Raw genomic sequence first — 12,112 nt, forward strand, 5'->3', positions numbered from 1 at the left:
AGGCACGACAAGAGGGGGGAGATGGGTGGCGGGAGGAGGGCGGTCTGGAGAGGGGGAACAGAACGAAGGGGGGGCTGTGTTTGTGGGGGGGGGGGGGGGGGGGGGGGGGGGTGTGTTTCCCCCCCCCCCCCCCCCCCCCACGACCCCCTCGCCCAGTCGGGCAAAGTGATCAAATCGGGCACGCCGAGCACGGGAGATGTCCCTTGTGGACGGTCGAGGACGCGCGTCAGGTCTCGGCGATGCCGCTCGCCGCTCACGACCACCTCATCTGGCGCACTTCCGCCACTGTGGCGGGCAAGCCAGCGCGAGGTCAGTGGTCGTCGTAGTGGTCCCCGTGCGCGGCGTGGCGGTGGCCGTCGTGCAGGTAGTCGACGTGGTCGCCGTGCGGCACCGCGACATGGCCGCAGCCCTCGCCGTGGGCGTGGTCGTGACCCTGGTGCGGGATGTGGTCGCCGGTCTCGCACTCGTCGAAATGCCCGTCGTGTGCGCGGTGCAGGTGCCCGTCGTGCACGTAGTCGACGTGGTCGCCGTGGGGCACGGCGACATGGCCGCATCCTTCGCCGTGAGCGTGCGTATGGCCGGCGTGTTCGGTGTGCGCGGCGGTCATCACCGGGTCCTTCCTGATCGGAAATGCCTGATCAGGCGGACCGTAGCACCGGTTTACGGGCCCAGCAGCACTCTCACCCGACCGAGTGCCCGATCAGGCGATGCGGCGGCGGTGCCCGGCCCAGAACGGCTCCCGGAGCGCCCGCTTGTCGACCTTGCCGATCGCCGTCAGCGGCAGCGCGTCGGCGAAGTCCACATCGGACGGGACGAAATGCTCGCGCCCGAAGAACACCCTGGCCTGAATCCGGACCTCTTCGGCGGTCAAAGCACCTGAAACAGCGGGCACCACCACGGCGTGGACCCGCTCGCCCTCACCGCCGTCGCCAGGCACACCGAACACGGCCACGGAGCGGATCAGCGGATGCCGCGCGAGCGCGTTCTCGACCACGGTCGAATACACCTTGGTGCCGTGCTCGCCGGTGATGATGACGTCGTTCGCCCGGTCCAGCAAGTAGAGGTACCCCTCGTGGTCGAACCACCCGAGATCACCGGTCCGCAGCCAGCCGTCCCCGATCGGCGCCGCCCCGTGGTAACCGACCATCATGGACAGTCCACGCACCAGGACCTCCCCGTCGTCGATCCTGGCCTCCATGCCCGGCACGATCCGGCCCACGGACTCGAGCCGCTCCGGCCGCCCGGCGAGCTCCGCCGCGGAGATGCTCGCGATCATCGGCGCCTCGGTGAGCCCGTATCCCTGCCCGACCACGGGCCCGAACACTTCGAGCGCCTGAGCCAGCCGTCTCGGCGGAAGCGGGGCGGCACCCAGTGAAAGCTGCCGCACACTGCTGACATCGCTCGACGTCATGGCCGGATGGTCGAGCACCTCGGCCAGGCGCGCGGGCGTGAGGGACAACGCGGTGATCCGGTGTTCCACGATCGTGTCGAGTACCGTACCCGCGTCGAAGCCCCGCAGCAGGACGACACTCTCCCGCCGCAGGATCGCCCCCAGCACGGTGGCGTTGCCGGTCATATGCGTCATCGGCGCGATCAGCAGCGTGCGTCCCGGCCCCGCCGGATCCGGCGCGAAAATATGCGCCATCCCGTCGTAGATCCCGCTGTGCCGGATGAGTTTCGGCGTCCCGGTGGTACCCCCGGTCGGAAAGATGACGGTGACCGAACCCGGCAGTCCCGCCGGGTCGGTACCGTCGCGGTCCATCAGTTCGTCGAGCGCGATCACCCGCTCGACGTCGACGGGCCAGTCCGCCGGCTGCTCGGTCACCAGGGTCGTGACACCGGCCGCCTTTACCGCGGCGAGGCGATCCGGCGAACTCGCCGACGCCGCCACGAGCAGCACCGTCGAACCCCGTAGCTGTGCGGCGATCTGCAGGAGGACGGTTTCCGGCCGGTTTCCGGCGTCGATGGCGACCACCCCGCCCTCCGGCAGTCCCGCGTACATCCGGCGCACCAAGTCGAGCGCCTGCCCGTAGCCGGTCTCCACGCCGTCCTGGACGAACAGCACCTCGTCGCCTCCCGAGCGCAGCGCGGCCAGCACACGGGTCAAGAACAGACTCTCCACCGGCCGGACCCTAACCCAGGGTCAAGACCCCGAGCAGCAGCCACCGGCCGGAGCGGCACCCTCGTAGGCGTCGTGCCAGTTCCACCACTCGTACGGCGGCGTCTGTGGACAGCCCTCCGGCGAATCCTCCCACGCCTCCTGCCGCCCCAGCGCGGTGATGTCGAGGTAGCTCCAGGTGCTCCCCATCGCCTCGTCGCCGCGATCGTTGACGAAGTACGTCCGGAACACCTGGTCGCCTTCACGGATGAAGGCGTTGGTGCCGTGCCATTCGCCGACCCCGAAGTCGACGTCGAAGTCGCCGGCGATCGTGTACCACGGCATCGTCCAGCCCATCCGCGCCTTCATCCGCGCGATATCCGGTTGCCCGCCCCGGGAAACGAAGGCCAGGGTGGTGTCACGGGCGTTCAGATGCGCGACGTGCGCCACCTGGTCGGCCACCAGCGAGCAGCCTTTGCAGGCGTGGTCGGGGAACCCTTCCACACCGGGGTCGAAGAAGGCCCGGTAGACGATCAGCTGACGGCGTCCCTCGAACAGGTCGAGCAGATTCACCGCGCCGGACGGCCCTTCGAACTCGTACGGCTTCTCGACCGCGAGCCACGGCATCCGGCGCCGCTCGGCGGCGAGCGCGTCACGGGCTCGGGTCAGTTCCTTTTCCTTCACCAGCAACCGAAGGCGCGCCTCTTCCCATTCGGCCGCGGACACCGTGTTCATCCCGCCAGCTCCGCGGGCAGGACACTTTGCCGGTTCGGCTGTCCTTCGCCGGTCGTGATCAGCTCCCGCAGGCTGGTGCCGACGTAGAAGGTCCATGCCTTGTGGCAGACATCGAAGCATTCGTACTCCGGGACCAGCCCGTGGTGGGTGAAGCGCGCTTCGGCCTTGCCGTCCTTCTCGCCGATCTCGAACGTGATCGTGGTGCCGACCCATTCGGTCTCGTCGCGGGTGAAGTCGAAGTGGTTCTCGAGGACCAGCCAGGAGACCTTGCGGCCCGGCACGGACTCGGTGATCCGGATCCGGCAGCGGTGGACCTCTTCGTAGTGGTACTCGAACTCGTCGCCGGAGTGCACGACCTCTTCCGACCACCACCCGCGTACGTCGTTGAACGCGTCGAAGACCTGTTGCGGCGTCTGATCCACGGTGAAACTCGTCGTGAAGCTCATGATGAACCCTCCAGATGGTCTCTCAGAGCCGCGAGCGGCCCGTCCCAATCACGGGCGAGCGCGGCGAGGAACTGCTGGGCGACCTGCATCGGGGCCGAATGCAGCCGGTAGCGGACGCGGCGCCGCTCCCCCTGTTCCGGGATCACCAGCCCCGCGTCGGTGAGCAGTGCGAGGTGCTTGGCGATGGCCTGCCGCGTGATCGGCAGCCGGTCCGCCAGGTCGGTCGCCGTGGCCGGGCCGCCCGAGGCGAGGACGGCGAGAATGCTCCGCCTGCTCGGGTCGGCCAAGGCGACGAAGACCTGTTCGGCGATCGTTTCGATGTCAGGCGGCATCGAGGTATTCGATCAGTTCGCCCAGCTCGGCCGCCCACCCGTCCGTGTTCCCTTCGAACGCGACCTGGTGTGCGTCGTCCGGCAGCTGGGAGAAGCCGGACTCGACGACGGTGAGCCGCGTACCTTCTCCGTTCCGGACGAGCGTGAACTCGACATAGGTGCGACGAGGATCGTCGTCGGGCAGACCGTAGATGTTCCAGGTGAAGCCGAAGATCTCCGGTTCCTCGACGCGCTCGACGCGCATGTTCGCCTTGTGCCCCTCGTCCCATTTCATCTCGGCCTCACCGCCGGGCCGCAGGTCGATGCTCGCCTGGTTCCCGAACCAGGTGCCCAGGCCCTCGGCCGTGGTCAGCGCGGCCCAGACCTTCGCGGGCGGATGGGCGATCTCGACGGTGCGTTCGATTCGGTCGGGGAATCCCACGACAGCCTCCTCAAGTAGCAATCAATCGGTTGCTATAACTTTGTATAGCAACCGGACGATTGCGTCAAGGCTGGTTTCAGGAAGCCGCGTACAGCGAGCCGAGGAATTCGAGCAACAGCCGTTCGCGCAACGGACCGGGTGCCGTGGCCAGCAGCGCGTTGATCTCCGCCATCCGGGTGGGCAATCCGGCCGCGCCGCCGAGACCCGCGGCCGCCAGCAGTCCGGCGAACTGCTCCGGCGTCAGCGTCGCCGGGTCCAGCGCCGCGACGAACTCGGCTACTTGCGGGTCGACGACGACCGGCCCCGCTTCGCGGGCGGCCACGACCGACGCGGCGAGATCGGCCAAGAAGTCCTTCTCGCTCCCGCGGTTCGCGGCCGTCACGGTCAGATGCAGGTTCGCGGGCGACGACTCGTGGGCGAACTGCGGCTGGACGTACCAGCCGCGCTCCCGCATCTCGTCCGCGACGGTGAACAAGTCGAAACCCGCGCCGTCCTCCACGGTGAAGGCCAGCAGGGTCGACACTGGATCGCCGAGGACCCGCAACCCGTCCAGCGCCTCGATCCCGGCCCGGATCTCGACGGCCGCGTCACGGGCCGCCGAAGCCAGCTTCCGGTAACCCTCGTCGCCGACGTGACGCACGACGGCCCAGGCCGCGGCTAGCGGGCCGCCGGATCGCGTGCTCTGCAGCGTGGTGTTCAGCATCGTGTAGCCGGGCCAGTCCGCGCTGGCGAAGTACTGCGGCCGGCGAAGGTCCGCGTTGGCGTGCAACAGAACCGACACGCCTTTCGGGCAGTAGGCGTACTTGTGCAGATCGACCGAGACGCTGGTGACACCGGGGACGTCGAAACCGAACGGGCCGAGCCCCAAGTACGGCAGCACCCAGCCACCGATGCAGGCGTCGACGTGGAAGCGGACGCCGTCGAGCAGCACGGCGATCTCGGGGATCGGGTCGAGGACGCCGTGGGCGTAGGACGGCGCGCTCGCGACGACGAGCACCGTGCTGTCGTCGACCGCGGCGGCCATCGCCTCCGGGACCGCGCGGAAGGTCACAGGATCGATCGGCACCGAAACCACGCGGACGCCGAAGAAATGCGCCGCCTTGTGGAACGCCGCGTGCGCGGTCGTGGGCAGCACGATACTCGGCGTGGACACGTCGGGACGCGCGTCGCGGGCGGCCAGGACGGCGAGCATGCACGACTCCGTACCGCCCGAGGTCACCGAACCGGCCGTCTCCGCCGTACCGCCCAGCAGCCGCGCCGCGGCGCCGACGAGGTCGTTCTCCATCCGCAGCAGACTCGGGAACGCCGTCGGGTCGAGGCCGTTCGCCGACGACGCCAGCGCGTGCGCGGCCGCGCCGAGTTCGTCCACTTCGGACAGACCGCTGTCGTAGACGTACGCGAGCGTCCGGCCGCCGTGGGTCGGCAGGTCGCCCGCCCGCAGTTCCCGAAGCTCCTTCAGGATGTCCTCGGCGGTCACGACCGGCGCTCCAGTACCGACTTCCGCAGCAGCGGAATGCCGAACAGGATCAGCACCGCCGGGAGGATCGACGCGCCGAGCAGGATCGCCGTGAGCGCGCTGTCCGGCTGCGCGACCTTGGCGTCGAGGCTGGACTGATAGCCGCCGAACTGCAGCACCAGCCCCCAGAGCCCCGGTCCGAGCGCGAGCCCCAGCGTCTCCGACGCCGTCCAGACACCGGCCGCGACCCCGGCCCTGGTCTCCCCGGTCCGCTCCTCTTCGTCGCTGATCAGGTCCGGCAGGATCGCCAGCGGGAACACCGAGATCCCCGCGTAGCCGACGCCGCAGAAAGCGACGAACACCATCGTGACGGGGAACGGGAACACCTTCGCGCCGAGAAGCCCGAACAGACCGACGCCGAACGCGGCGGTGGCGAGCCGGAACCCGACCAGTTTCCCGACACTCGCCCCGAGTTTGGGCCACAGCGGCATGGTCAGCAGCGCCGGGCCGACGAAACCGACGAACAGGACCGTGGAGTAGCCGGAGCTGCCGAGGATCCGTTCGGCGAAGAACGGGATCGCGGCCAGCACCGTGCCGATTCCGAGTGCCTGGACGAAGTAGACCCCGAGCAGCCAGCGGAACGGCCGCCACTGCGCGAGCGTCCGGAGCAGTTCACGCGGGCTCACCGTGTTCGGCCGCAGTGCGCCGACCGGCGCGTCCTTCAGCCCGAAGTACACGCCGAGGGTCGCCAGCAGGATGATCACGGCGATGAACACGCCCATGACGCGGTAACCGGTGACGCCGCCGACGAGTTCGGTGATCGCCGGGGCCCCGCCGCCGCAGATCAGGATGGCGACCGCGAGGAAGCCGATCCGGATGCTGGTCAGCTTCGTGCGTTCCTCGGCGTTGTCGGTCAGTTCGGCGGGCAACGCGTTGAACGGCACCTGGAAGAACGCGTACGCGGTGGCGCACAACAGGAACACGACGACGACGTAGATCGCGTCGGGCACCGGGCCGCCGAAGCCGGGGTGGGCGAACAGGGCTGCGAAGAGGATCGACACGCCGATACCGCCGAAGAGCAGGAACCGGCGGCGGCTGCCGGTGCGGACCATGTCCGCGTCCGACAGCCTTCCCGCGATCGGGTTGAAGAGCACGTCCCACGCCTTGGGAATGAACACGATCGCGCCGGCCACGCCCGCGGCGACGCCCATCGTGTCGGTGAGGTACTTCAGGAGGAGCAGGCCGGGAACCGTGCCGAAGGGGCCGGTGACGAACGAGCCGAGCGAGTAGCGGTACCTCGTCCGTGCTGGCAGGGCTGCCATGATCCTCCTCGAGGCGGTTCTCCCGATGAAGGCCTCAGTATTGGATCTTGGCCACCACCGGGTAGTGGTCGGAGGGAATCGTGCCACCGTCGTAATACACGAGCTGTACCGGGCCGACAGCGGCGAGTGGACGGCCGCCCGCGCGCACGGCGCCGACGTAGTCCAGCGAGTCGCGGTAGGTCGCCGGAACGGACTTCGCCGCGTTCGGGTTGGTGGCCGCATCGAAGGTGTACGCGCCTTCGCCCGTCGTGCGGAGGATGCCGTCGAGGAAGGCTTCGCCCTGCTGGGCCTGGGTGCGGCCGAGGGAATCCTTGCGCGCCTGTCCCGCCCAGTACTCGATGTTCAGGTCGCCGGCGATGACGACCGGTTCGCGCGCGGGAGCGTATTTCGTGGCCAGGTCCCGGATCTCGCCCAGCTGCGTCATCCGGATCTCGTGCGCCTTCGGCAGCGTCTCCGGTCCCTCGTCCGCCTGCAGGTGCGTACCCGCGATCCACACCGGCTTCCCGTTGACGACCAGGCGGGCGAGCGCGGCTCCCTTGTTGGAAAGGTAGTCCGCCGTGCCCGAGTAGGAATTGCGGAAGACCAGCTGGTGCTGCTCGGTCACCGGCGCCTTGCTGAGCACGGTGACCCCGCCGTTGACCACTACGGGGGAATTCGAGCAGTTCCCGTTCACCGTGGTCCAGCCGGGCGACGTGGAACAGTACTGGCCGACGAGCGGGGTCTGGTGCGGCCAGGCGTCCTTCAGCCGGTTCCGCAGTTCCTCCGCCTGGGTGCTGAAAGCCTCGTCCAGGACGACGACGTCGGCGTCGTTCGCGCGGATGACGTCCTCCGCCGCGCGAGCCCTGGCCTGTTTGTCCGAAGTGTTCGGACTGGCGATCCAGGGCAGCTGCCAGATGTTGAACGCCATGACCTTCACCGAGACCGCCGCCTGGGCGGGCACGGCGGTTCCGGCGAACATCGCGGCGGCGATGGCGAGTACGGCGAGCTTCCGCACGAAAGACCCTTCCGGTGTCAGGAGACGACGAATGTCCGCGAAGTCCCGCTGAACGCGGAGATCGCCCCGTTCCAGCCGTTCTTCCAGTTTCCGAAGTGGATCACGCGATATTTGCCGATCGGGGCGTTCGCGGGGATCTTCCAGTGGACGACGGCTTTCGATTCGGCGACGAACGTCCGCGCCCAGTGGTACTTCGTGTCCCAGTCGCCGTCGTCGGCGTGCCGGACCCACTTGCCGTCGGCCAGCCGCTGGATCTCCAGGAACGTGCCGCCGCGCCGCAGGTCGTTCTTCGGATGCCCGGTGACGAACTCGACCGCGACCTGCTCGCCGCGCGCGTAGGTGCTCTTCGCGTCGACCAGGACGTCACCGAAGTTCTTGAACGCGGGCGGGCTGTCGAAGACGACCCCGGGCTGGAAGTTGATCAGCTTGCCGCGCAGATCGCGAGGCGTCGGCCCGTGCGGCACCGCCGATCCCGCCTTCATCGCGGCCGCGAGTTTGGCGAATTCCTGCTGGTACGCCGGAAGTGTGTACCGGCCGTACAGGGTCGACGCGCCTTCGTACTGCTGCGAGTCGTACTCCTCGGGCGTGGTGACGTACTGGCTGTACGCGTTGGCGTACCCCTGGACGAGCACGTTCTCCAGCGGGACACCGAGTTCGGCGGCGACGGTCCGGCGCAGGCGCAGTCCGGCGACGATGGTCAGCTCGGCGGGCACGGCCACGAGGTGCAGCTGCCCGATCCGGACGAGCTGCAGCGGCAGGACCTCCGGCACCCACGGATACGGGCTCATCGCGCCGAACGGCACCGCGATCACCTTCGGCGCGTGCGCGTCGGCGAGTGCCTGCGGAATTGGCGCGTCGATGCCGCCGAGCCAGTCGATGAACGGGTTCTTCACGCCTTCGGGGAGCGGCAGGCCGGGTCCGTCCTCGCGGCTGCCCGCCAGCATCGACACCCCGATCGCGGCCGTGCAGGTGCGCTGCGGCCGCCCGTTCGGGGTGTACTTCGCGTCGACGGCCACATCGGACATGTCCACGTAGCACATCCGGTGGTCGACGCCGCCCGTCACGGCCTCGGCCGCGGCGTCGAAGGCGCTCTTCGCCGCGCGAAACTGGAGGTCACCGATCGTGCGGGTGTTCTCGAACTCGGTTTCGGGCGTGCCGGGTTCGAGGTTCAGGTTCGGGCTCATGTCACCGGTGTTGGTCTGCGGGAAGGCGGCGACGAACCGCGGGTTCCCGTCGAGGTACCGCACGCCGGCGTGGTCGTGTTCCCATTCGTAGGCGGCGTACCCCTTGTTGTCGCCGCTGATCAGGTGGTTGCCGTTGCTCATCGACGTCCCGTGCGTGGCGAACCAGCTGATCGCGCCGACGTCGACGCCGTTCTGGCTGAAGCGCAGGACCGTGACGGCCGGGTCGATCGCCTGCGGGAAATGATCCTTGTCCGCCTGCGGGTTCAGGTCGAAGGCCTTGCGCGAGCGGTTGACGCTGGCCTTGGTCAGCTCGGCACGGCCGAGCCGGATCGATCCGGGCGCGAGGTTCGCGTGCGCCCGGCCGATCGCCTCGAAGATCCCGTCGACGTGCGCGTCGTACACCTGCTGCTGGAAGCCCAGGATCGCCAGATCGTAGGCGGCGTAATGGGAATCCCCGCCGCACGCGGAGTGGGTGTGCGTGGCGTTGAGGAGGACGTTCTGCTCGGTGTACAGGTCGCCGTACGCGGCGTGGAGCTTGCGCAGCACGCCCTGGTGGACGGACTGGAACAGCGCGCCGAGGTCGGCGGTGACGAAGGCGATCCGCTTGCCGCCGTCGTCGACCACGAAGGCGCGCGCCCGGGTGCGAAGGTGGATGCCGGCGGTCTGCTGCTGCGGCATCGAGTAGCCCATCATGCCGTTCTCGGCGGCCGGTCCGGTGACGTCGGAAATGCCGACGCCGACACGGAAACCCTTCGCCGACGCCGCTTGCGCCTGCTGGGCGCCGAGCATGCTCGCCGCGCTGGGCAACGCCGCCGCACCCGCGAGAACCCGCCTCCGGCTCACCGTCATGAGTCGCACCTCCCGGCCACGAACATGAACCGACTTCATGTTCGTGGCCGGGACGCTACGTGATGGGCCTCACTGTCGCAACCCCACGAAAGGCGGGACGAAGGGCGCTACCGACGAGGCGACCCCTGGGATCGTCCATGAAGGATTTGGGACACTCAACGTCCCAAATCCTTCATCAACGCGAGTTCGCCTCGGCTCCAGCCGACCGCACGCCGAGACCAGGGCTGATCCGTTCCCACGCGGGGGTCGCGAGTGGCGAAGAGGGTTAGAACGATCATTGCCACTCACGACCGCCCTTACCTCTCATGAGAACCGCTACGAAAGGGTCTCCGCGACCTTCGTGAGCGTCGCGGCATCGCCCCGCAAAAGCAGCGTGGTCACGACGGTCTCGTCCCACGCGGCGAGTTCGTCACGGATCTTTTCCGCCGGTCCGATCAGTGAGGTGTCCTCGACCAGCGACGTCGGGATCGCCGCGGTCGCCTCGTCCTTGCGGCCTGCCAGGTACAGCTCCTGCACCTTGTCGGCGACGTCCTCGTACCCCATCCGGGCGAAGACGTCGTGGTGGAAGTTGACCGATTTCGCACCCATGCCGCCGATGTACAGCGCGAGCGACGGCTTGATCCGGCTCGCGGCCTCCTCGACGTCGTCGTGGACGAGCACCGGGACGGACGCGGCGACCTCGAAGTCGTCGAAACCGTGCCGGGCACCGGGACGCGAGAAGCCCTCCTGCAGTGCTGCCCGATAGAAGGCGTCGCTCTTGGGCGAGAAGAACAACGGGAGCCAGCCGTCGCAGATCTCCGCCGACAGCGCCACGTTCTTCGGCCCCTCCGCGGCGAGGAAGATCGGGATCTCCTTGCGGAACGGATGCACTGTGGACTTCAGCGGTTTGCCGAGCCCCGTGCCGCCCCGCAGCGGCAACTGGAAGTGCTGCCCGTCGTGGGTCACCGGCGCCTCGCGCGCGACGACCTTCCGCACGATGTCGACGTACTCGCGGGTGCGGGCGAGCGGCTTCGGATAGGGCTGTCCGTACCAGCCTTCGACCACCTGCGGCCCGGACGCGCCGAGCCCGAGCACGAACCGGCCGCCGGACAGGTGGTCCAACGTCAGCGCGTGCATGGCCGTCGCGGTCGGGGTACGCGCCGACATCTGGACGATGTTGGTGCCGAGCTTGATCCGGCTGGTCGACGCGCCCCACCAGGCGAGCGGGGTGAACGCGTCCGAGCCGTAGCCCTCGGCGGTCCACACGGAATCGAAGCCGAGTTCTTCGGCCCGCGAGACCGCGTCCAGTGCGCCCTCCGGCGGGCCGGACGACCAGTAACCGAGGTGGTAACCCAGCTTCATCGAGGCTCCTAGTCAGACGTTCGGTGAGTAGTGCTCGGGTTTGCCCCGCTCCGAAAGCGGCGGAAGGTTCCTCGCGGGAGTCTCGACCAACGGCGCGTCCGGGGCCAGTTCGCCACGCTCCCGGCGCCAGCCCGCCCTGGCACGCGGATGATAGCGGCGGTCTCGCGGGACCAGCTTGAACGCCGCGTTGATCAGCTTCCCCACCCGGCGATGGCGTCGCTCGTCGCGTTCGGTCCAGGTGTAGCCGAGCCGCTCGCGGATCGGCGGGTCGTACAGGCCGACCGTCAGCCAGACGAAGTTCCGCGCCACCTGCCCGCGGACGAGGTGCCAGGCGAAGTCCGGCAGCCACGGGAGAAAATTCGGCTTCGGAAGGTCCTTGATGTCGAGGACGTCGCGCGTGGCCTTGTTGTCCTCCAGCACGTCCTCGCACATGCGCTTCCAGTACAGCTGGAAGTCCTCCCACGATTCCGGTACCGGGCGCATGCTCATGCCGTACATCTCGTACCACTGGACGTGCTCGTCGAACAGCTTCCGCTTCTCGGCCTCGCCGATCCCGCCGCAGAAGTTGTCGGCGATGAGGATCGCGCTCACGAAGAACGTCGAATGCGCCCAGTAGAACGTGTCCGGGTTGAGCGCGTGATAGCGCCGCCCGTGTTTGTCGACGCCCTTGATCCGACCGTGGTAGCCACGCACTTCCAGCGCGGTCTGCCGGGCGCGCGGGCCGTCGTAGATCACTCCCCCGATCGGGTACAGCGAGCGGAACAGACGCTGCCAGCGTTCCTCGAAGAACCGCGAGTGCTCCTCGACGCCCGCGCCCAGCTCGGGGTGCATGTTCTGCATGGATCCGGCCCACAGCGCGATGAGCAGCCCACGCCAGTCCCCGAAGTACTTCCAGGTCAGCGAATCCGGTCCGAGCGGCCGCGGCTGTGTCATC

The 12,112-nt window shown here is 68.6% G+C and carries 12 protein-coding genes; all 12 read right to left on the minus strand.

Features of this window, described 5'->3' with window-relative positions:
• Positions 1-310 precede the first annotated feature (310 nt).
• The 12 genes from AC069I_RS37800 to AC069I_RS37855 all read right to left on the minus strand — a co-directional run bounded on the left by AC069I_RS37800 (position 311) and on the right by AC069I_RS37855 (position 12,111).
• Positions 311-607, minus strand: coding sequence for a hypothetical protein (locus AC069I_RS37800; protein ID WP_125794207.1), 297 nt, complete (start codon positions 605-607; stop codon positions 311-313).
• A gap of 93 nt (positions 608-700) precedes the next feature.
• Entirely contained in the window at positions 701-2,122 is a 1,422-nt protein-coding gene (locus tag AC069I_RS37805; RefSeq protein ID WP_478230753.1) for a class I adenylate-forming enzyme family protein, read from the minus strand.
• Between the two features lie 21 nt (positions 2,123-2,143).
• Entirely contained in the window at positions 2,144-2,833 is a 690-nt protein-coding gene (locus AC069I_RS37810; protein ID WP_478230754.1) for a DUF899 domain-containing protein, read from the minus strand.
• Positions 2,830-3,279, minus strand: coding sequence for an SRPBCC family protein (locus AC069I_RS37815; RefSeq protein ID WP_478230755.1), 450 nt, complete (start codon positions 3,277-3,279; stop codon positions 2,830-2,832). The genes AC069I_RS37810 and AC069I_RS37815 overlap by 4 nt, the downstream gene beginning before the upstream one ends.
• Entirely contained in the window at positions 3,276-3,611 is a 336-nt protein-coding gene (locus AC069I_RS37820; RefSeq protein ID WP_478230756.1) for an ArsR/SmtB family transcription factor, read from the minus strand. Before AC069I_RS37820 ends, AC069I_RS37815 begins: the two co-directional genes overlap by 4 nt.
• Positions 3,601-4,032 (minus strand): SRPBCC domain-containing protein, encoded by a 432-nt coding sequence (locus tag AC069I_RS37825; protein WP_478230757.1) that lies wholly within the window; start codon positions 4,030-4,032, stop codon positions 3,601-3,603. The genes AC069I_RS37820 and AC069I_RS37825 overlap by 11 nt, the downstream gene beginning before the upstream one ends.
• 76 nt (positions 4,033-4,108) lie before the next feature.
• On the minus strand, positions 4,109-5,509 hold the full coding sequence (locus AC069I_RS37830) for a pyridoxal phosphate-dependent decarboxylase family protein (RefSeq protein WP_478230758.1): 1,401 nt from the start codon (positions 5,507-5,509) through the stop codon (positions 4,109-4,111).
• Complete coding sequence (locus AC069I_RS37835) at positions 5,506-6,810, minus strand: MFS transporter (RefSeq protein ID WP_478232585.1); 1,305 nt, start codon at positions 6,808-6,810, stop codon at positions 5,506-5,508. Before AC069I_RS37835 ends, AC069I_RS37830 begins: the two co-directional genes overlap by 4 nt.
• Positions 6,811-6,844: 34 nt before the next feature.
• Entirely contained in the window at positions 6,845-7,804 is a 960-nt protein-coding gene (locus AC069I_RS37840) for a sphingomyelin phosphodiesterase (protein WP_478267489.1), read from the minus strand.
• A 17-nt stretch (positions 7,805-7,821) separates the two neighbouring features.
• Entirely contained in the window at positions 7,822-9,837 is a 2,016-nt protein-coding gene (locus AC069I_RS37845) for a neutral/alkaline ceramidase (RefSeq protein WP_478267490.1), read from the minus strand.
• A gap of 315 nt (positions 9,838-10,152) precedes the next feature.
• Positions 10,153-11,178, minus strand: a complete 1,026-nt coding sequence (locus AC069I_RS37850; RefSeq protein WP_478267491.1) for an LLM class F420-dependent oxidoreductase — start codon at positions 11,176-11,178, stop codon at positions 10,153-10,155.
• A gap of 12 nt (positions 11,179-11,190) precedes the next feature.
• The gene (locus AC069I_RS37855; protein WP_478267492.1) at positions 11,191-12,111 is read right to left on the minus strand and encodes an oxygenase MpaB family protein; all 921 of its coding nucleotides are present in this window, start codon (positions 12,109-12,111) and stop codon (positions 11,191-11,193) included.
• Between the last annotated feature and the right edge of the window lies 1 nt (position 12,112).

Source organism: Amycolatopsis sp. NPDC043885, assembly GCF_056435685.1.